Origin of the sequence: Paraburkholderia sp. NMBU_R16, from assembly GCF_013282575.1 — a bacterium.
Classification (GTDB): domain Bacteria; phylum Pseudomonadota; class Gammaproteobacteria; order Burkholderiales; family Burkholderiaceae; genus Trinickia.
Map to the genome: position 1 here is coordinate 63,313 of NZ_JAAAYE010000012.1, position 20,478 is coordinate 83,790.

At 63.4% G+C, this 20,478-nt stretch carries 19 protein-coding genes and 2 pseudogenes; 10 read left to right on the plus strand and 11 right to left on the minus strand.

The window, feature by feature from the left end:
• The first annotated feature begins 32 nt into the window (after positions 1–32).
• From GWC77_RS08360 to GWC77_RS08375, 4 genes are all read left to right on the plus strand, one after another.
• Positions 33–290, plus strand: coding sequence for a (2Fe-2S)-binding protein (locus tag GWC77_RS08360; protein WP_173256489.1), 258 nt, complete (start codon positions 33–35; stop codon positions 288–290).
• Positions 287–1,564 carry an FAD/NAD(P)-binding oxidoreductase gene (locus tag GWC77_RS08365; RefSeq protein WP_173256434.1) on the plus strand — a complete coding sequence of 426 codons (1,278 nt, stop codon included), beginning with the start codon at positions 287–289 and terminating at the stop codon, positions 1,562–1,564. Before GWC77_RS08360 ends, GWC77_RS08365 begins: the two co-directional genes overlap by 4 nt.
• 83 nt (positions 1,565–1,647) lie before the next feature.
• On the plus strand, positions 1,648–2,391 hold the full coding sequence (locus GWC77_RS08370; RefSeq protein WP_254366881.1) for an AraC family transcriptional regulator: 744 nt from the start codon (positions 1,648–1,650) through the stop codon (positions 2,389–2,391).
• A 301-nt stretch (positions 2,392–2,692) separates the two neighbouring features.
• Entirely contained in the window at positions 2,693–4,060 is a 1,368-nt protein-coding gene (locus tag GWC77_RS08375) for a zinc ribbon domain-containing protein (RefSeq protein ID WP_173256436.1), read from the plus strand.
• 31 nt (positions 4,061–4,091) lie between these two features.
• Here GWC77_RS08375 and GWC77_RS08380 read toward each other — a convergent pair whose 3' ends face one another.
• Positions 4,092–5,420, minus strand: a complete 1,329-nt coding sequence (locus GWC77_RS08380; protein ID WP_173256437.1) for an FAD-binding oxidoreductase — start codon at positions 5,418–5,420, stop codon at positions 4,092–4,094.
• A gap of 40 nt (positions 5,421–5,460) precedes the next feature.
• Positions 5,461–6,387 (minus strand): class A beta-lactamase, encoded by a 927-nt coding sequence (gene bla / locus GWC77_RS08385; protein WP_173256438.1) that lies wholly within the window; start codon positions 6,385–6,387, stop codon positions 5,461–5,463.
• 105 nt (positions 6,388–6,492) lie between these two features.
• Between bla and GWC77_RS08390 the strand changes: the two genes are divergently transcribed.
• Complete coding sequence (locus GWC77_RS08390) at positions 6,493–7,365, plus strand: LysR family transcriptional regulator (protein ID WP_173256439.1); 873 nt, start codon at positions 6,493–6,495, stop codon at positions 7,363–7,365.
• A 36-nt stretch (positions 7,366–7,401) separates the two neighbouring features.
• Here the strand turns inward: GWC77_RS08390 and GWC77_RS08395 are convergent, their stop codons facing one another.
• Positions 7,402–8,259, minus strand: a complete 858-nt coding sequence (locus tag GWC77_RS08395; RefSeq protein WP_173256440.1) for a helix-turn-helix domain-containing protein — start codon at positions 8,257–8,259, stop codon at positions 7,402–7,404.
• Between the two features lie 372 nt (positions 8,260–8,631).
• The gene (locus GWC77_RS08400; RefSeq protein ID WP_173256441.1) at positions 8,632–9,720 is read right to left on the minus strand and encodes a calcium:proton antiporter; all 1,089 of its coding nucleotides are present in this window, start codon (positions 9,718–9,720) and stop codon (positions 8,632–8,634) included.
• A gap of 88 nt (positions 9,721–9,808) precedes the next feature.
• Between GWC77_RS08400 and GWC77_RS08405 the strand changes: the two genes are divergently transcribed.
• Positions 9,809–10,498, plus strand: a complete 690-nt coding sequence (locus tag GWC77_RS08405; protein WP_173256442.1) for a DNA-3-methyladenine glycosylase — start codon at positions 9,809–9,811, stop codon at positions 10,496–10,498.
• Between the two features lie 28 nt (positions 10,499–10,526).
• On the opposite strand, the gene GWC77_RS08410 is transcribed toward GWC77_RS08405, so the two are convergent.
• Positions 10,527–11,117, minus strand: coding sequence for an acyl-homoserine-lactone synthase (locus tag GWC77_RS08410; RefSeq protein WP_173256443.1), 591 nt, complete (start codon positions 11,115–11,117; stop codon positions 10,527–10,529).
• A gap of 168 nt (positions 11,118–11,285) precedes the next feature.
• Here GWC77_RS08410 and GWC77_RS08415 point away from each other — a divergent pair, with 168 nt between their 5' ends.
• Positions 11,286–11,591, plus strand: coding sequence for a hypothetical protein (locus GWC77_RS08415; protein WP_367949025.1), 306 nt, complete (start codon positions 11,286–11,288; stop codon positions 11,589–11,591).
• On the opposite strand, the gene GWC77_RS08420 is transcribed toward GWC77_RS08415, so the two are convergent.
• Together GWC77_RS08420 and GWC77_RS08425 are read right to left on the minus strand one after the other, a co-directional pair.
• The gene (locus GWC77_RS08420) at positions 11,554–12,258 is read right to left on the minus strand and encodes an autoinducer binding domain-containing protein (protein ID WP_173256490.1); all 705 of its coding nucleotides are present in this window, start codon (positions 12,256–12,258) and stop codon (positions 11,554–11,556) included. The two genes, GWC77_RS08415 and GWC77_RS08420, sit on opposite strands and share 38 nt — an antisense overlap.
• A 504-nt stretch (positions 12,259–12,762) precedes the next feature.
• Complete coding sequence (locus GWC77_RS08425; RefSeq protein ID WP_173256445.1) at positions 12,763–13,221, minus strand: CBS domain-containing protein; 459 nt, start codon at positions 13,219–13,221, stop codon at positions 12,763–12,765.
• A 219-nt stretch (positions 13,222–13,440) separates the two neighbouring features.
• Here GWC77_RS08425 and ribA point away from each other — a divergent pair, with 219 nt between their 5' ends.
• Entirely contained in the window at positions 13,441–14,088 is a 648-nt protein-coding gene (gene ribA / locus GWC77_RS08430) for a GTP cyclohydrolase II (RefSeq protein ID WP_173256446.1), read from the plus strand.
• Between the two features lie 351 nt (positions 14,089–14,439).
• Here the strand turns inward: ribA and katG are convergent, their stop codons facing one another.
• The gene (katG, locus tag GWC77_RS08435; protein ID WP_173256447.1) at positions 14,440–16,593 is read right to left on the minus strand and encodes a catalase/peroxidase HPI; all 2,154 of its coding nucleotides are present in this window, start codon (positions 16,591–16,593) and stop codon (positions 14,440–14,442) included.
• 228 nt (positions 16,594–16,821) lie between these two features.
• A pseudogene (locus GWC77_RS08440) lies at positions 16,822–17,298 on the minus strand (hypothetical protein); the annotation flags it as partial.
• A 1-nt stretch (position 17,299) separates the two neighbouring features.
• On the opposite strand from GWC77_RS08440, the pseudogene GWC77_RS29560 reads away from it, so the two are divergent.
• Both GWC77_RS29560 and iolG read left to right on the plus strand, forming a co-directional pair.
• Positions 17,300–17,911 (plus strand): annotated as a pseudogene (locus GWC77_RS29560) (substrate-binding domain-containing protein); the annotation flags it as partial.
• Complete coding sequence (gene iolG, locus GWC77_RS29565) at positions 17,826–18,836, plus strand: inositol 2-dehydrogenase (protein ID WP_254366877.1); 1,011 nt, start codon at positions 17,826–17,828, stop codon at positions 18,834–18,836. The pseudogene GWC77_RS29560 and the gene iolG, both read left to right, overlap by 86 nt.
• 52 nt (positions 18,837–18,888) lie before the next feature.
• Here iolG and GWC77_RS08455 read toward each other — a convergent pair whose 3' ends face one another.
• Entirely contained in the window at positions 18,889–19,674 is a 786-nt protein-coding gene (locus GWC77_RS08455; RefSeq protein ID WP_173256450.1) for a hypothetical protein, read from the minus strand.
• A gap of 49 nt (positions 19,675–19,723) precedes the next feature.
• Complete coding sequence (locus GWC77_RS08460; protein ID WP_173256451.1) at positions 19,724–20,344, minus strand: acyl-homoserine-lactone synthase; 621 nt, start codon at positions 20,342–20,344, stop codon at positions 19,724–19,726.
• Positions 20,345–20,478 lie beyond the last annotated feature (134 nt).

Genomic DNA, 20,478 nt, shown 5'->3' on the forward strand with positions numbered 1-20,478 from the left:
TATCCCGTACCGCGCATGCGCGCGACGGCGGGATGGCCGAGCTGAACGTCACGATCGATGGCGTGAAGGTCGGCGTCGCACAGTACACGACGGTCGCGGCCGCGCTGAGCATTGCGCAAGGCATCGGAGCCACGCGTGTGTCGGTCGGGGGCATGGCACGTGCACCGTTTTGCGGGATGGGCGTATGTCAGGAGTGCCGCGTCACGGTCGATGGGCGCGCGTACGTGCTGGCATGCCAGACGGTTTGCCGCGACGGCATGCGGGTCGAGACGGAGTACGCGCCTCGATGAAATTGGACTTCGATATCGTCGTGATCGGCGCGGGACCGGCGGGGCTCGCGGCGGCCTGCGAAGCGGTGCGGCTGGGCAAGCGGGTGGCTATCGTCGACGACAACCCCCGCCCCGGCGGCCAGATCTGGCGTCAGGGACCGCGCACGCAGGCTTCGCCGCCCATGCGTCGAATGTCGGGCGCATTGGATACGGCAGAGAACGCAACGATACTCGCGGCGACGCGTGTCGTTGCGGCGCCGGTGCCGCAGGCGCTGCTATTGGAGTCAAACGACGGTACTGCGCGGTATGTTTCGTACTCCGAACTGATATTGGCCACGGGCGCACGCGAGCGGTTGCTGCCTTGCGTGGGCTGGACGTTGCCGGGCGTCACGGGGGCGGGTGGCCTGCAGGCGCTCATCAAAGGGGGGATGCCGGTGCGGGGAGAACGCGTCGTGATCGCCGGCACGGGCCCGCTTCTCATGGCTGCCCTCGCAACCGCGCGCGCGGCCGGTGCGAACGTCGTCGCAGTGGTCGAACAGGCGCCGCTCGCTTCGGTTCTGCGCTTTGGGCTGTCGCTTGCCACTACGCCCTCGAAACTTTGGCAGGCCATGCGATTGACGCGCGGCTTTGCGGGCCTCGCCTATTGGACGGGCAGTGTGGTGCGCGAAGTACGCGGAGAAGGCCGTGTCGAAAGCGTCGTCGTGCGCCGGGGCATGCGCGATGTCGTGCTCGAGTGCGATCGGCTCGCTTATGGCTATGGGCTCGTGCCGAATCTGACGTTGGCATTGGCGCTCGAGTGCGATATTCGAGCCGGCGCGATCGCCGTCGACAAGTGCCAGCGTACCAGCATGGCGCACATCTGGGCTGCCGGCGAATGCACGGGTATCGGCGGCGCCGAGCTTGCCTGCGTGGAAGGGCGCATCGCGGGCCTGGCCGCGAGCGGTGCGCCAATACCGCCCGCACTCGTTCGGGCGCGCGAACGATGGCGCCGCTTTGCGGCACGTCTCGACGAAGCATTCGCGCTTGGCGAAGCGGCGCGCGAGCGGCCCTCGAACGATACGCTCTTGTGCCGTTGCGAGGATGTGCCGCTCGGCGCCGTTGCCGGGTACGCGAATTGGCGCGATGCCAAGTTGCATACCCGGTGCGGGATGGGGCCGTGCCAAGGACGCATTTGCGGCACGGCGGCTCAAGTCTATTTCGGCTGGGACAGCGCGCCGCCGCGACCGCCCTTCATTCCCGCGCGCATCGGCACGCTGCTCCAAGCCGCGCCGGCAGATCGCGCGCGCACCCTATAATCGGGCGATCTTCGATTGCCGCACGCGACGCGTAAGCGATTCGCCCGAAATGGACGTTGCCGCCGATGCTTTCCCTTCCCGAGATGCCCGCCGCCGCGACGCTAGCGGACATGTTGCCGTTCTTTGCGCAATTGGAGCCTGTCTTCGATGCACTTCCCGATGTCGTGTTCTTCGTCAAGGACGAACGAACCCGCTATGCGCTCGTGAATCGGACCCTGGCCTCGCGTTGCGGCTGCAAGGAAAAGCGCGCGCTGATCGGGAAGACGACGGAAGAGGTGTTCCCGAGCCGCTTCGCCAGTACCTATATGGCCCAGGACCGTGCGGTTCTCGAAGGCGGTCCGCCGATGATGGATCAGCTCGAACTGCATCTCTATCCGGGCCGTCAACCGGGTTGGTGTCTGAGTTCGAAGGTTCCATTGCGCAACAGCGCCGGCGCGATCGTCGGCTTGGCCGGCATATCGCGGGACCTGAAGGCAAACGAGAAAACGCATCCGGCTTATTCACGCCTTGCGGCGGTCGTTCAACATATTCAGGACAACTACGTTCAGCCGTTGAACCTGACGTATCTCGCCGAGATGGCCGGCATGTCGGTGGCGCAACTGGAGCGCTACTTTCACAAGGTGTTTCATCTCACGCCGCGGCAGGTCCTGCTGAAGACCCGGCTCGACGCCGCTACCGCGCTGCTGGTTTCCAACGACAAAGTGACCGACGTGGCCGCGCTGTGCGGCTACACGGACCATAGTGCGTTCACGCGGCAGTTCAAGGCCACCGTGGGCGTCACGCCCAGCGAATATCGGACACTGCTCATGAGCGGTGGCGAAGGTTGACCGAGAGCGCCGGCGCGGTTGTCGTTTCACGCAATATTCGCACCGTAATGTGAAAAAAGAAAAGGAGTCGGATCCGTATTGCGGCGAGCCGCTAACTTCTGACGGATCGGCGCTGATGCTATTCGGCACCGTCTCTTGACGCTGGCCCGGCCGCTGCCCGATAGTGGGCTATCCCCAGCTTCACGAACTCGGAAAGATGCCCTTGGTAGCCACCCTGAATTGTTGTCCGGCGCTGATTCAAGAGCGCGTCTTCGAGCCTGAACGTTCGTTGCTCGTTAGTTATAAGGAGTAGGAGTTGACGATGTTGAGCGAGACTGCCGCTGAGATTCAATTTCCCGCGACCTGCGCGCGGTGCGGAGTCCGCGTCGCGGAGCGCGTATCGTTCTGCCCGCATTGCGGAACGCACGCTCGACTCGCGTTCGCCAAGAGCCTGCGCGAGACGCAAAGCTCCCGTGCGCCAGCCCAAGGCGCACCCGCGCAAGAACGGAAAGAGCCTACGGCGGCGCGCGAAGGCGGCGTTCCACCGTGGAGCGCGCGTCCGCAACCGCTGTTCGCCGCAGCCGGCGAGGCCGAGCCGTTTGCAGGCATCGCGGCACCCATTCGTGACTTCGGCGCCGAGGGCGGCCGCCGATGGGGCGTGAAAGCGAGCACAGCCATCACGCTGGCCGCGTTTGTCGCGCTCTTCGGATCCATCGTGTTGCTGCATCGTCACGACGATGCTGCACCTTCACCACAAGACGAGCAAGCGCCTGTGCGGACGGTCGAAGGCAGCGTGCAGCCCGGTGCATCGGTGGGTGGCAAACCTTCGGGTCATGCCAATGACGCGCCGGCCGTGGCCCCAACGCCGCCCGCCGTAGCCGCCGCGCGCGTGCCGCCCAAGCCGGTGCCCGCTGCGCCGCCGCCTGCTGCTTCGCCGGCGCCGGAACAATCCGTGGCGGCCGTGAACGTTCGCCCGGATCCGGCTCGAACCTCCGTCGCCCCGGCGACGCCCGCCAAGGACAATGCGCAGAGCGCTTCGTCGAAAGTCGATGCGGCACCTGAACGCGGACAATCGAAAGAGGCGCCTGCCGTTGCGCGACGCCAGGAACGCAACCGCTATGCGTCGACTGCACCGAAGGAGGCGGCGCGCCGCAGCGTGAACGCGTATACCGACGCCGCGATACCCCCGCAGCCCGCGGTACCGATGCTGCCCGGCACCGCCTCGCCTAGCGACACACCTCGGGCCAGCATCGGCAACTCGTCGTATTCCCTCAACGACGCCCCAGCGGTCCGGAGCGCAAACGCACAGCGCGAGCCGCACCAGGCCTCGGTCGAGCGCTCGATCGCGCTCGCACAGGCGAGTCTTGCAAAGGCCAACCTCGCGGCGGCGCGCCGCGCGCTCGACGCGGCACGGGCTGCGCAGCCGGGCAACAGCGAGGCGTTCATGCTTCAGCAAGACCTCGTTTCGCGCGAAAGGGCACGCGATTCCGCTTTGAACTCGGCGCGCGTCTGCGCTGTGCAGCAGGAATGGAACTGTGCGTGGCACCAAGCCGGCAGCGCGTTGTCGATCGATGCGGGCAGTGTCGAAGCGAAGGCGCTCGTGCAACGCGCAATGATCGAATCGGGTGCGGCGTTCCGCCCGCCGGGTCCGGGGGCCGATGGCCCCGACGTTCCGCTACTGGCGCAATGACGGTGAGCCCCGCGCGCTCGCCGGCGCGGGCTCAGCGCGCCTGCCTGCCGATGCGCAAGCGCGCGACGTGCTCGGCCGCTACGTCGATGCCGATCTTCGTGAGGTAGTGGAGTTCGGCGGCGGCCAGGCCGAGCCAGCCGTACGTCGGAACGAGTCCGAACCGCGCGAACGCCGGTGCAATGGCCGCGCGGTTGGCGATGGCGGCCGCGAGCAATTCGCCGGCGACCGTAGTCGGCGCGACACCGTGACCGCCGAACCCGATCGCATGCCAGATTCCGTCGGGCGTCCGCCCGATCTGGGGCATCTTGTGCCGCGCATAACTCATCAAGCCGCTCCAGGCGTATTCGATCTCGACTCCACTCAATTGCGGATAGACGCGCAGCATGTCGCGTTGCAATAGCTGCGCGATCCGCCTGGGCGAACGGTCGAAGACAGAGATGCGGCCTCCCCAGAGGAGCCTCGTGTCGGGCAGTGGGCGGTAATAGTCGAAAGCGAAACGCGTGTCGTAGACGGCCGATACACATTCGATCGCTGTTTTGAGTCGTTCGCCGAGCGGCTCCGTCGCAACGACATAGGTGGCGATCGGTAAAATGGCGCGCTCGATCGCGCGGGAGACACCGCTCGAATAGCCGCCAGCCGCTATCACGACCTCGCGTGCCTCGATCGACCCTACCTGCGTGTGGACGCGCACGCCATCCTTTCGATGCTGGATCGAGACGGCGGGGCTGCCTTCGTAAATCCGGACACCGGCGGCGGTGAGCACGCGAACGAGACCGAGCAAATACTTGAGCGGATGAAAATGAAATCCGTGCGGTTCGAGCAACCCTCCGTGGTAGCGGTCCGACTTGAGCCGCTGCCGCAGTTCGATTGCGCCGATCGGTAGCCAGTCGACCCCGAAACGCTCACGCATCGTTTCGCGCAACGTCGCAAGCCGCGCGGGCCGGCCGAACCAGTCGGCCAGGATGACGCCCGCATGCACGGCGTCGCAATCGATGTCGTACCGGGTAATGCGCCTTCGAATCAGCTCGACGGCGGCCGTCGTCAGGGCGTAGAGCGCATTCGCATCGCGCTCCCCGAGGTGCCGCAACAGTTCTGCGTTCTCGAGGCTGTAGCCGCCGAAGACGAAGCCACCGTTGCGGCCCGACGCGCCGAAACCGACTCGTTCGGCTTCGAGGACCACGATATTGGAGAGGCCTCTTTCGACGAGGCCGAGCGCCGTGGCAAGGCCGGCAAAGCCGCCCCCGACGATACATACCTGGGCTGGCTCGGTCCGCGCACCGAGCGGCGGCAATGCGGGACGCGTGACCGTCGCTTCGTAGTAGCTCGATGGGAGCGGGTGTGCGGTATCGGTCCGTTGCATCAGGGTCTGTTTTTAACGGTCATTCATACGGCCGCGGTCCTTATCCGACGATCGACGCCGCGAGCCGGCCTACCTCGGCGAGCGCCGCGTTGCGTTGTGCCGCTGCGGCCGTCGTCGCGGTCAAATAAGCGGTCACGATGATCGGTCCGCGCCCGGGTGGCCAGACGATCGCGATATCGTTCGCCGTACCGCGCTCGCCCGTACCCGTTTTGTCGCCCACGCGCCAACCTGTCGGCAATCCTGCGCGAATGCGCTCGCCGCCCGTTTGGTTCGCTTCCAGCCACGCGAGCCATCGGTCGCGCGAGTTCGGCGAAAGCCGGTTGCCGAGCAACAAAGTCCGCAATGTCGCCCGCATGGCCGCGGGCGAGGTCGTATCGCGCGGATCGCCAGGTAGCGCTTCATTGAGCGTTGGTTCGTTGCGATCGAGACGCGTGACAGTATCGCCCAAGTGCCGCGCGAATGCAGTGAGCCCGGCAGGTCCGCCGATGCTGGCCAGCAGCAAATTGCCGGCGGTGTTGTCGCTGAGCGTGACGGCCGCTTCGCAGAGTTCGGAGAGCGTCATGCCTGTGCCGCCGGCGTGCTTGCCGGTTTCGGGCGAATAAGGCACGAGGTCCTCGCGGCTGAACACGATACGTCGCGACAGATCGTCGAGCTGGCGATCGACGCGTTCCAGCACGGCTGCCGCAGCCAGCGCCTTGAAGGTGCTGCACATGGGAAAGCGCTCGTTTTCGCGATGGCCTGCCGCGAATCCGGAATCCGTATCGAGGATCGATACGCCGAGCCGGCCGGCAACGCGCGTTTCGATTGCCGCGAGCCGCGCTTCGATCGATCGCGCGAGTTCGTTCGGCGAATCGTCGCCGGCGCGAGCCGTCGATTTCGCGTCTGCCGCGCGCGCCGCTCCGGGTACAGTCACAAGCCCAGCTATCAGGCCGCTCGCTACCGTGCCGATAAACTGTCGTCTTTGCATTCCTTGCCTCCTTGGGTTGGAGGCGACAATATCGCCGATGAGGCAGGCGGCCACAATCGACGTTATTTTTTTGCAGACGATAGAAATACTTGTGGGTCGATCCAAATGGGACGTTATTTGCCGTTGAATGCGCTGCGTGCTTTCGAGTCGTCGGCGCGTCATCTGAGCTTCACGCGCGCGGCGCGCGAGCTCAATGTCACGCAGGCAGCCGTGAGTCAGCAGGTGCGTATGCTCGAGGCGCGGCTCGGCACCGCGTTGTTCAAGCGGCTGCCGCGCGGCCTCGGGATGACGGATGAGGGCTTGGCGCTGTTGCCTGTGCTAAGCGATGCATTCGGTCGCATCGATGCCGTGCTCAGACAGTTCGAAGGGGGCCATTTCCACGAGGTGTTGACCGTGGGGGTGGTCGGCACATTCGCGGTCGGTTGGCTCATGCCGCGCCTCACGCACTTTCGTGCGGCGCATCCGTTCGTCGAGTTGCGGTTATTGACGCACAACAATCTGGTCGACGTGGCCGCGGAGGGCTTCGATTGCGCGATTCGTTTCGGCGACGGCACCTGGCCGGGCATGCAGACGACCGAGCTGGTGCCCGCGCCGCTCGGTGTGCTTTGCACGCCAGAACTCGCGGCCCGGCTGTGCACGCCGGAAGACCTCGCCAACGAGACGTTGCTGAGGTCGTACCGGGCCGACGAGTGGGCACGGTGGTTCGAAGCAGCGGGTATGGAGGCGCGGGCGCTCCGCGGTCCGGTATTCGACTCCTCGCGGCTGATGGTCGAAGCGGCGATGCAAGGCGCGGGCGTCGCGCTTGCACCCGTGCGGATGTTCGAGCACGAGTTGAACTCCGGCCGCCTCGTGCGCGCGTTCGATATCGAGGTCGATACCGGCAGCTATTGGCTCACCTGGCTGAAGTCCAAACGCGTGACGCCGGCCATGCAGGCCTTCACGAATTGGATCGTCGAACGATCGGCGTCGTCATGGTGAGCGCGCAACGGCGCGCGGTTAAGCCCTGAAGCGCCCTTAATCGCGACCGAGCCGCTTCGACAAATCGGCGACGAGAATGGCCAGCCGAGCGGGCTTCTCGTAGCAGGCCACGTCGAAACGGCGAATGACCTCGCTGATCTCGCTCTCGCTGGCTTTCCCCGTCAGCAAATCCCCGGTCAGCAGGAAGATGGGCACGTCGGGTCTTGGCGAGCGTCGGATCGCTTCGATCGTCACCGCGGCCGTCTGATGCCCGAAGCGCCAATCGGTTATGACGGCGTCAAACGTTTGCGCACGCAGGGCGATTTCGAGCATCTCCAGCCGATCGAGTACAGCGACCGCGAAACCGTTCTGCTCGAGATAGCCGCGCAGCGCTTCGGCCGCCGCGTTATCGCTATCGACAACGGCGACGGTGGGTCGGATGAGCTCGGCACGCTGCGGGCGGATCTCGATCTTGACGACTTCGCAAGCGTGCGGCTCCGGCGTGCCCTCGCAGTGCACCACGCGCCAGCGGTTGCCTTCGGGATAGGCGACGAATTCGCTGCGCCGATGAGCGTTGAGCGTGCCGGCGATCCAGGCGGTGCAAGGCCATTGGGCCGCACCGACGCTGAAGACCGCTTCGCGCGGGTGGGCGTCGCCCAGCCCAGTGCCGTCCGCCGATGCCGCGCCGACGAGCTGGGCGGCCGGCTCGTCGAACGCATCGGCGACCTTTCGGATCTGCGCAAGCGTCCAGGGGCTGCTGCCGCGCAACTTGCGGTGCCCTTGGGAAAAGCTCAACGCAAGGATGCGGCACAGCTCCGTCGTCTGCTGCCGTTTCGCGATGCCGTGCCGGCTCATCAATGCGCGTACGCGCTCAGCGACGGCCAGTGAGTCCGTTGAGGTTGCGTCGTTCGTCATGCTGCTGGGGCGCTGGGTCGTCCGATGGCGATAACGGGGCCAATGGGGCCAATGGGTGCCACCGCAGACGAACGCTGCGTGGCGGCGAAGATGCACTAGGCGGGCCGTATTTTAACGGGCAACGCGCCCCGTTTTTTCGTCAAATGTGTTTCTACAGGTTACGTCTGCAACCATCGGCTGCAAAGTACTTGTGTAGTAATCCGAAGTTTTTTCGTTCGACCCGGTGCAGCCGCATTCCCAGCTTGGCCTGCGGGCTGCAGCGCCGCGGCCCGCACCGGTCGTTGCACTGCAATTCGATACATTTGTGGGACTTTTCTTGCGCATTGCGGCGTGACTTTATGCTGCGGGTCGGGGTAAGCGCGGGCGCGACGGTCAGTGCGTGACCGAGAGAAAGAGATATGCGGCGAACAGCACGAGATGAACCGCGCCCTGAAGGATCGTCGTTCGCCCGGTAGCGAGCGTCAGCGTACTCACCAAGAGCGTGAGGCTCAGCAGGACCGTTTCCATCCCGCCAATGCCGAGCGCCAGCGGCATGTCGTTCCAGACAAACACCGCAGCCACAGTCGGAATGGTCAGTCCAATGCTCGCCAGCGCGGAGCCCAGGGCGAGATTGAGACTCGTTTGCAATCTATTGGCGTGCGCCGCTCGCGTGGCAGCCACGCCCTCGGGCAGCAGCACGAGGGCGGCGATCACGATCCCGACGACGGCTTCCGGCGCACCTGCCGCCTCGACGGCACGTTCCACGGCGGGAGACAGCCGCTTCGCGAGCAGCACCACCGCAACGAGACAGACGACGAGCGCGATCGCGCTCGTGAACGTCGTGCGCGTGCCGGGCACCTCCGCATGGACCGATTCATCTTGCGGCGCTTCGCCGCTCAGAAAGTAATCACGATGCCGGACGGTCTGTATAAAGACGAACACCCCGTAGAGCGCCAGCGACGTGACCCCTGCGAAGGCGAGTTGCGACGTCGACAGGACAGGCCCCGGCGCGGCGCTGAGGTAGTTCGGCATGACGAGCGTGAGAATGGCGAGAGCGGCGAGTACCGTCAGCGCGGTATTCGCACCGCTTACGCGGAAATCCTGCTCGCCATGGCGCAGGCCGCCGACTAGCAGACAGGTCCCGACGATACCGTTGCAGACGATCATGACGGCCGCGAAGACAGTGTCGCGGGCGAGCCCCGATTTTTCGGCGCCGGCTGAAAGCATGACCGAAACGATCAGGGCGACCTCGATGATCGTGACGGCGATGGCCAGCACGAGCGTGCCGAACGGTTCGCCGATCCGGTGGGCGACCACCTCTGCGTGATGCACCGCGGCGAACACGGCGCCGGCGAGCGCCAGTGCGACGATGGCGAGCACGAGCGGGTGTCCGTCGGCGAAGCCCGAGACGCCGAGTACGAGCCAGGCGAGCGGCGGAAGAATCAAGGTCCAATACGGCAAGGCGTTGGGCGAACGCGACATCGTCATTCCTTTCTTGTCGAGGGTTGGGCACGGTGCACGTCCGTTTATACATGAACTAACATGCCTCATCCGTAGATACGACCCGAACATGCAAACGAACGATCGTTTCCTGGACGCCCCACAGCCCGCGCATGAGGTATGCGCCCCGTCAGCGGCGATTGCAGCGGTGACCCGGCTCGAGCGCGAGGAACTGCCCGTCGATACGGTGGCGCTCGCCCGCTTCATGGTCGGCAAGTACCTCGTGCACGATTCGCGAGAGGGGCGCGTGAGCGGCAGGATCGTCGAAACCGAAGCCTATCCCGTCGGCGACTCCACGAGCCACGCCTACCGTGGGCAACGGCCATACAATGGCACGCTCTTTCGTGCGCCTGGGCACGCCTATGTGCGGCTCGTCTACGGTGCGTCGTACATGATCAATATGTCGAGCGAAGTCGAGGGGGTGGGCGCAGCGGTGCTCCTTCGCGCGGTCGAACCCATCGAGGGCATCGCGCTCATGCAGGTGCGGCGCCCCGGTGCCCGGCATGTGGACCTTGCACGCGGGCCGGGGCGGCTTACCGCTGCGTTCGCAATCGGGCCGGAATGGGACGGAGCCGATCTGTGCGGCGGCGCCGCGCTATGGATTGGCCGTGATGCCGGGGCGTCGCCCGACGACGTCGGCAGCCAGCGCGTCGCCGCGACGAAACGAATCGGACTTTCGCGGGAGATGCATGCGTTGCTGCGTTTTTACGAGTGCGGCAGTCCGTTCGTCAGCGGTCCGAAACGATTGCTGGCAACGTGAAGCGATATCCGACGTTGCCAGCCATCGTTCAAGCGGCTTCGGCGCAGTGCTCGAAGAGCGCTTGGTGCGTTTGCTCTCCAAGTTCGATCGTGAGTCCGACTGCGTTTTCGACACCGATTCTCATCGGCGGTCCGAAGCGACGCGTCTCGACGCCTGTTTTCCGCAGCAACCGTTCGATCGCCGTCGTCGTGACCGTCACATAGCTGGAAATACCCATCCGATCTGCAAACTTCACGACTTCGCGCATGGCATCGAGTGCCAGCCCTGCGAAGCCGAACCCGGGTGTTTCCGGCGCGACGATTGCAAAGCGGCTCAACTCCCAGACGTCATGCGAGGACGGCGCGGGCTGACCGTGAAGCAACTGCCCGAATGTGTCGCGCAGCATGTAAGGTCCGACAGTCGGCATGATCCGCCAGCAACCGCATAAGGTGTCGCTCTCGTCCTGCACGAGCATGTAGTGTGGCGAGAGCGCATCGTAGCCGTCGATCTCCATGCCCGAGAGGATGGCGACTTCCCATCCCATGCGTTCGCCGAACACCTTGGCGCGCAGGCGGTACATCTGCGCAAGTGCATCGAGACCGAAGCTCTGTTGCGACCCAATCGTGATTTTTGCGTTCATGTCGTCTCCATGGGTTGGCCCTACCTAATGCGCATAGACGATATGCACTTTGCGTGCAGTGCGTAACTGTCAAGCAAGATAGGTACAAATGCGCGCCGATAATTGGGATGATTCGCGCACCACGTACGGAACAAGGTGAAACCCATGACGACGATTGGCAGCTATCCAATGGAATCGGACGAATTTGCGCGCCCCGTTCGCACCGAAATCGACAGCAACTTTATTCAGGCGTATCGACGAAAAATCCGCGAGAGCCAGAAGGTCTTCTGGTCTCGTTTCGGTGTAACGCAATCGAGAGGCAGTCGATTCGAGCTCGGTGCGAATATCCCGAAGCCCGTCATGATGTTATTGAGGCTTTACTTCGACGGGCGGATCACGGACGACGATATCGCGAGCGTCGGCCTTCGTCGCCCAGCTGCGCATCGTCCGCCGATGTTCAATCGGGATCTATCAAACCCATTCGGGTCGCTTTGACCGCCGCTGCGCTTCGCGAACTCACACCGAACTTCGTTCGGATGTTCGCCATATGGAAGTTGACGGTGGCTTCCGAGCAGCCGAAGATCTTCGCAATTTCCCAGGTCGATTTGCCCTGCGCGGTCCATTGCAGGCATTCGTATTCGCGCGGCGTCAGTTTCGGTATCAGCGACGCCGTGTGGCTTGCGACGAAACGTTGAGCGGTATCGAACGCCACATCGCGTAGCAACGTGAGCATCGGCAGGTACCGTCGCACCTGGTTGTCGAGTTCGCGGGCCGACTGGTCGCCGCATACGAAGCACAGCATGCCGACTTCCTGTTTCGGTCCGTGAATCGGCAACGAGATGCCGGTGCACAGTCCGTGGCGCCGCGCTTCTTCGTACATTTCCTGTTGCCGGCGGTCGCTGAAGAGCGATGACGACCAAATCAGCGGTGCCGTCTGAGTCATGCAGTGCGAAACCGTGGGATCGATCCGCACGAAGGCTCGTTCGTCATAGGTTTCGCGCCAGGCGGAGGCGTAATCGCTGCGTAGATAGACATCGCTGAAGCGCATGCCGGGCCGAGGGATGACGGCGAACAACGTCTGGTCGAAGCCGCATCGCTTGCCCAGGACCGCGAGCGCATCAAACCAGGATTGCTCATCGGTTGCCCGCCATAACGGCGCCATGGGCTCGATAAATTGACGCGGCATATGTCCTCGATGACGAAAATGTTACTGCTGTTTCACCCGCATAGGTCGGCATTTTATTCTCCGTCCGTCAAGTATTTTCGCTTGCCGGGGAATCGGGATGGCTATCGCCTTATTGATGAGGTGCAAGGGTATATCAAAAATAGCGCGTTTGAGTAGGGTCTCGACGCAGGGATACGCGGTATCGATTTCAAATTGACTCACTTCATTTCCGGTATTTCGTAGGAATTAATTTTATGTAGTCTGTGAATTAGATTTTCGACTAAAAAGAGAATTCCATTGCGATAATTGGAATTGCGTCCGGATGAGCACCGGCGCGGGGCGTCGCAAAGCGGGCTGAAATCGATCTTGGATGGCTCGCGACAGCGAGCGGAAAGAGTCACGCCGGCGCTGCCGGCATTGGCACAGCGCAGCCGTCGGCGCGGTCTGCCGGTCGAAGTTGCCGCGGTTCGCAAGCGCGTGAGGGCGCGTCGCGTTCGGCGCTCAGTAACGGACGCCGGTGATGTAGTGTTCGAGCTGCTGAATGGTGAATTGCTGATCCGAGATAATTGTTTTCACGAGGTCTCCGATCGAAATCATGCCGACCAGCTGCTCGTTGTCGAGCACGGGCAGGTGACGCATGCGATGCGTCGTCATCAGCGCCATGCACTGCTCCGCGGAATCGGCTGGCGTGACGTAGCGGACCTGGCGGGTCATGATGTCGCGCACCGGCGTGGACTTCGACGAACGGTCCATCAGGACGATTTTCCGGGCGTAATCGCGTTCGGTGACGATGCCTGCGATCTCGGTGCCGTCCAGGACGACGAGCGCGCCGATGCGATACGCCGCCATCATCTGGACCGCTTCGTAGACCGAAGCATCGACGTCGATGGTGACGACGGGCCGATCTTGGCCGGGTTGGGGTTCGGTTTTCGATTTGAGGATTTGCGCAACGCTCGTCATGGCCGGGGTCTCCGCTCTCGTTCAATGGCAGCCGGGCCCCGTTGGCGGATCGAGCGCCCACGAACGCGGCTGACAGAGTGCAGTATAGGCGGTGGAGACGGCGACCGCCCGAATCGGCCGCCCGCCGGGCCACAGCGGGCGAATAGCGGTACACTCGCGTTTTGTGCGCGCCATCGGCGGCACCGGACGTTTAGTCGCATTCCACCCGATTCGAAAGTCATGCCCACGCATTCTGAGCCGCTGCCCGAGGGCGACGGCAGTGAAAATCGATGTGTCACGCTCGCCGCGACGGCGACGCTTCCGACCCGCTACGGGACCTTCACGTCATATGCATTCCATGCGGACGCGGAAAATGCCGAACACCTGGCCCTTGTCATGGGCGATGTGGCGAACCGGCAATCCGTGTTGACCCGGCTGCATTCCGAGTGCCTGACGGGCGACGTGCTCGGCTCTTACCGCTGTGATTGCGGCGAGCAGCTCGACCTGGCGCTACGCTACATCGCGGCAGAGGGGCATGGTGTCTTGCTTTATCTGCGAGGGCACGAAGGACGGGGCATTGGCTTGTCGAACAAGATTCGGGCGTATGCGCTGCAGGAGCAGGGCCTCGATACCGTCGAAGCCAACCTGGAGCTCGGGCTGCCCGACGATGCCCGCGAGTACGATTCGGCCGCTGCGATTTTGCGGATGCTCAAAGTCACGTCCGTGAGGCTCATGAGCAACAACCCGAAGAAGTTCGATACGCTCGCGAAACACGGCATTCCCGTTTGCGAGCGCGTCGCGCTGGCTATCCCGGCGCGCGACGAAAACGAGCGCTATATCCGGACGAAGCAGGTCAAGTTCGGGCATTACTTCGACGAGAACGAGTAGCAGTTTGTCTTAGCTCGATAAATGCTGGCTGGAGGAGCGATGTCGGATGAGGAGAATCCAATCGATGTCAACGTCCTGGCGGGCATCGGAATGAAACGCCTGGCGACGTTGTTGGCCGAGGCAGCGATGACGAATCCGTCCATACGGCGTCGCGTGCAATTCGAACTGTCTACGCAAGAAGCCTTCCTCTCTCCGAACCGGCTGTGTAGCGTAGGTGTTCTCGTTGAGAGAAACCTACGCCAGGCAGCCTCGAGAAAATCGCCCGGTAGGACGCGACACATTTGCCCCCCCGCGGCGGCGACGGTGAAACCAAGCGAACGACGAATGCCGCGCGCGCGGGGCGCCTGTCAATCAAGCGAGATCGAATCGGCCAAGGTTCATCACCTTGTTCCAAGCAGCGACGAAGTCCGTGACGAATCGTGCCCGGCCATCCTCACTGGCGTAGACCTCGGCGTATGCACGCAGCACGGAGTTCGATCCGAAGATGAGGTCGCTGCGCGTGCCCGTGTACTTCACGGCACCCGTCTTGCGGTCCCGGCCTTCGAATATTTCGGCGTCGCCGTCGACAGGCGACCACACCGTACTCATGTCAAGCAGATTGACGAAGAAGTCGTTGCTGAGAACACCTGGCTTATCGGTGAGCACGCCATGCTCGCTGCCGTCGAAGTTGGCATCGAGCACACGCAAGCCGCCAATCAGCGCGGTCAACTCGGGCAAGGTCAACGTCAACAACTGCGCGCGATCGATCAGCAGTACCTCGGTCGGTGCGCCTCCGCGATTCTTGCGGTAGTTGCGGAAACCGTCGGCAAACGGCTCGAGCACGGCAAATGAATCGACATCGGTTTGATCCTGCCTGGCGTCGACACGACCCGGCGTGAAAGGCACCTCGATCTTGACGCCGGCTTCCTGCGCGGCCAACTCGATACCGACGCATCCTGCCAGCACAATCACGTCCGCGAGCGAAGCTCTGCCCGACGCCCTTTGAATTTCGGCCAGCTTCGGCAATACCGCAACAGCGCGCGCGTTGACCTCCCAATCCTTCTGCGGCGCGAGTGCGAGCCGTGCGCCGTCGCTACCGCCACGCTTGTCGCCGCCGCGGAACGTGGAAGCCGAAGCCCAAGCGGCCGATACCAGCTCGCCGGTGGAAAGATTCGCCGCAACGATCTTCGCTTTGAGATCCGCAATGTCGGCCTGAGTCGGATCGTGTTCCGGCGCGGGCAGCGGATCCTGCCAGATCAAATCCTCGGCCGGAACTTCCGGACCAAGATAACGCGCCTTGGGACCCATATCGCGGTGCGTCAGCTTGAACCAGGCACGCGCGAAGGCATCGGCAAATGCCTGCGGGTCCTCGTAGAAGCGCCGCGAGATCTTACCGAACTCGGGATCGAAGCGCAGCGTCAGGTCAGTCGTGAGCATCGTGGGCCTGTGGAACTTGCCCGTGACATGGGCATCCGGAATGATTTCCGGTGCGTCCTTGGCCACCCATTGCTTCGCGCCGGCCGGCGATGTCGTGAGCTCCCACTCGTACTTGAACAAGTTTTCAAAGAAGTTATTGCTCCACAAGGCCGGCGTTTTGGTCCACGTCACTTCGAGGCCGCTCGAGATGGTGTCCTTGCCGTGGCCTTGTCCGTAGCTGCTCACCCATCCGAGCCCTTGCGCGTCGATCGGTGCGGCCTCGGGGGCCGGGCCCTTGTGCGATTCAGGCGCTGCGCCATGTGTCTTGCCGAACGTGTGGCCGCCGGCGATCAAGGCCACGATCTCCTCGTCGTTCATGGCCATGTTGTTGAACGTCGCACGGATGTCCTTGGCGGCTGCCAAGTAGTCGCCGCTGCCGTTAGGGCCTTCCGGATTGACGTAGATCAGGCCCATATGGGTCGCGCCCAGTTCGCGATCGAGATCGCGCTCTCCGGTGAAGCGCTTATCGTCGGCGAGCCATGTCTTCTCTGAGCCCCAGTTGACATCCATATCCGGCTCCCACACGTCCGCGCGCCCGCCCGCAAAGCCGAATGTGCGAAAGCCCATCGATTCCAGCGCCACGTTACCGGCGAGAATGAAGAGGTCGGCCCAAGAGATCTTTTGGCCGTATTTCTGCTTGATCGGCCAAAGCAGCCGACGCGTCTTGTCGATGTTGACGTTGTCGGGCCAGGAGTTCAGTGGTGCGAAACGCTGTTGTCCGCGCCCACCGCCGCCTCGCCCGTCCGACATCCGGTATGTGCCGGCGGCGTGCCATGCCATGCGGACCATCTGCGGACCGTAGTGCCCGAAGTCGGCTGGCCACCACTCCTGGCTGTCAGTCATGAGTCTGACCAAGTCCGCTTTCAGCGCACCGTAGTCGAGCGTCTTGAATTCCTCCGCGTAATCGAATTGCTCGCCGAGTGGATTGGATCTGGTCGAATGCTGGTTCAGCAGGTCCACACGCAGTTGATTCGGCCACCAATCGTTGTTGGTGGTGCCAGCACTGGCACCACCAACATGGTGAAAGGGGCACTTGGATTCGTTTGTCATCGGTATCTCATGGTAGGAGGAACTTGCTCGCGGCCGGCGCCCACGATTGTCCGCGGTCCGTGCGTCGTTCATGTGAACAACAGTGACTGTACAACCGCCCAGCAGGCGGGCCGACGGTCTACATGGATCATTGCATATCTATCGCGCTGAAAGAGGGGAATGTGACACATCATTGCCTAGCTTTGCGATAAACGTCATGAGCGGGCCCTGAAATGTTCTTAATCGCCTTCACATGCGAGCAGTCATCTCGGACGAGGCTTCGTGGGGGCAGGCTAGTTTTTCGTTGGCAACCCGCTTCTTGCCGTTGGCCCTGAAGCGCGGGGGCAGCAGCACAGATGGCCGCCAGCCAATCGACGAAGAGCTTGAGCTTGACCGGGACGTGCCCGCGGCCTGTGCTTTGCGCAGTGTCTCGGCGAGATCGGCCACTTCGTAGCCCGTCAATTCACATCCGAATGGATACGGCAAGTGTCCATCCGTCACGATCACCGTCATCTTGCCGAAGCCGGATTCCAGGCGAACACGGCGATAGGTGTCGTTCGGGCGACCGATTTCGATACCGGGCGCGTTGCGTACGTCGGAAACGATCCAACCTTGCGAGAACCCGGTGAACTTTTGGATCAGCTTGTCCGCGCTATCGGGCGAAACGTAAACGCGGTTTTCAGGAACCCTCTGCAACGGGCCGTAATGCGGTGTTTCGGGATGCCAGTTAGTGGTGACCCATGCCCCCGACGCGGATCCGTTCTGGAACGTCGTGAAGAATGGTATTGCCGACGCGCAGCAGGATTTTGGCGTGAAGGTCGACTACCGCAACCCGTCCAACGGCGATCTCGCCGACATGACGCGTTTGCTCGAACAGGCCGGAGCACGTCACTATGACGGCGTCGCGACGACGATCGCCGACTTCGACGTGATCCAGCGGCCGGTCAAGACGATCGTGGAGAAGGGCGATCCGGTCATCACATTCAACTCCGGAACAGGCCAACAGAGCCGCCAGCTCGGTGCGCTACTGCACGTCGGGCAGCCCGAGTATGAAGCCGGTAAAGAGGCTGGCGAGCGCGCCAAGGCCGCGGGTGTGAAGAGCTTCCTTTGCGTCAACAACAACGCGACCAATCCGGTTTCGTTCGAACGGTGTCGCGGCTTCGCCGACGCAATCGGTGCGGACTTCAAAAAAGCCACCCTCGATTCCGGCAACGATCCGACCGAGGTCGAAAACAAGGTATTCGCGGCGCTTCATGCGCGCCCGGAAACGCAGGCTGTGCTCGCGCTCGGCCCGACGTCGGCGGTGCCTTCGCTGCGCGCGATCCGCAAGCTCGGCCTCGTTTGCCGTAGCCGATGTCGTTGCCGATGCGGCACGAAAGCTTGCCGCCGAATACGGCGCCGAGGTTCGCTCGGTCGACGATATCCTTGCGGACTCAACGATCGACGCCGTGCTGATCGCAACCTCGACGGATACGCATGCCGGTCTGATCGAGCGCGCGGCAGCAGCAGGAAAGGCCGTGCTGTGCGAGAAACCCGTCGACTTGTCGCTCGAACGCGCGCAGGCGTGCGAGGCGAGTGTGAACGGCACCGGCGCAACGGTCATGATCGGCTTCAACCGACGTTTCGATTCCAACTTCAGTGCGCTGAAAGCCGCGCTGGATGCCGGGGAGATCGGCAAGGCGGAGCTGTTGACGATCACGTCGTTCGATCCGGCGCCGCCGCCGCTCTCGTACATCGAGGTCTCGGGGGGGCTATATCGGGACATGATGATCCATGATTTCGACACTGCGTGTTGGTTGATGGGCGGTGCGCCGGCGCGAATTTTTGCCAGCGGGGCATCGCTCGTCGATCCTCGGATTGGTTCAGCCGGTGATGTGGATACCGCTGTTGCGACGTTATCCTGGGCGGACGGACGGGTCGCCGTGATCAAGAATTCGCGCCGAGCCGGCTACGGCTACGACCAGCGCGTCGAACTGCTCGGCTCGGGCGGTCTACTCGCAGCGCAGAACCTGCTTGAAAATACCGTCGAAAGGATCAGCGACGCGGGGACGTTCTCGGCCAAGCCGGTCTACTTCTTCCTCGAGCGTTATCGGCGTGCATACGAAGCGGAGTGGAGTGCTTTCGTCGACGCGGTGCGGGAGGGATCGCGCGCCGCCGTGACTCTGGCGGATGGTGTATTGGCCCTCGCTTGCGCGGAAGCTGCCGCGCGATCGGCGCGGAGCGGCAAAACTGAGGCGATCGCGCCGGACTTGCGTGGCGCGTGATCGCGTGGAAAAGCTCAGCCGCTGGTGAGCTTCAGGGGCTGCACATTTCGCGCTATCGTGAAGGCGCAGAGCGCCGCTGACGGTAGCTCATGGCACCGGCCTGCTGGCGCGTATCCGCGACATCATAGCGAATGGCGAGGCCGAACAGGCGTTCGACTTCGCCCGCGATCCAGGCGCACGTCTCGCGCGTGGCCGCGTGTGCGCTTTTTCCGTTGAAACGATATTCGAAGCAGACGATCACATCGGCATTTTCAGTTCGACATGCCATATCGCGGAGTTCCGCCGGTGTCGATGCTGCCCGTGCGTGCGCGACGGCCTCGGCGAAGTGATATTCGAGCCACGCGGCAAAAAAAGCCGCGTCGCCTGCATCGGACAGCGCGAATAGCGCCTCCCCATCGGTCAGCGCCCGATTCGAGTCCGCCTGCAGCGCGTCGTAGCGCTCATTGCCGAGCGAGTCTCGGCGCGCAATCGGCTGCCCGCCCGCAGGGCTGCGCTGCCGCAGTCGATGAGCATAAAGCGCTTGCCAGAATGCAATGTCGTCATCGCTTCGCGACGGTTGCAGCACCATTTCGCGCACCGGCGTTTGCCCGTGCACGGGGCAGCGCGCCACGAGACGCGGTTCGCAAAGGGTCTCGCCGTCATACGTGACGCGGGCCTGGCGTGGCACGCCGAGCGGCGGCAACTGCGCGTCGTCCGTCACGCCGACGGTGAAACCGTGCCGGTCGATTGCGGCGAGCCGCATACGCTCATCGGAACCCGCGAATTCGATGGACAACCCGGCTCTCGCGACGAAGGCGTGGATCGACGACGAACCGGGCGAGGTGCACTGGGCTTGCAAGATGACTCTCCTTCGGGCGGCATTGCTGTAAGAGGTGCAGAGGTGCTATTCAGACCGTCGCCTGCTGCGGCAGCAACGCCGCATCGAGACCGAGGGCCGCGAGCGTTTGCGAATCGATGTCGATCCAGCACGCGACGACCATGCGACCGTCGATGCGTTGAGCGGGTCCGGCCCGGTGAGCATGGACGCCGATGCGCCGGAAAAGCCGCTCCATACTCAGGAATGTGACGCCGATCAATTGGCGCGCGCCCAGTCTGGCGGCGCACTCGACGACGGAAGCCAGCATCGGCCGCACGGCCCACGACGTGTTTTCGTCGCCCAGCGCGGCGGGATCGACATTTGCCGCACTCGCCGCGAAACGGGATAATTCCCAGACGTCGTCGGATACCGGGGCAGGCATGTCCGCGGCGAGCAGGAATGGGAAAAGATCGCGAAGCAGGTAGGGGCGGGTGGTGGGCAAAAGCCGCGCACAGCCGCAAATCGATCCGGATTCGTCGTGCGCGACGATATAGACGGTGTCCTGCCGGTCGTACTGATCGCGCTCGAAGCGGTCTTCAACGCACGGCAGCTTCCAGCCGAGCTGCTCGACGAAGACCTGGTGGCGATACTGCGCGAGTGCGTTGTCGAGGTCTTCGGGGAGGCGCCCATCGCCGTGAACGGAAGTCCGCATGGAGTCCTCGCATATGCTTTTTTGATGGACGCATTACAGCGCGCACCCCGAGGACCGGTAACTGTCAACGTTGACAGGGTTTTTTAGGCAATAGCTCTCCCGCGAGGGGGTGGCGGATTCCCCACGCTGACTGA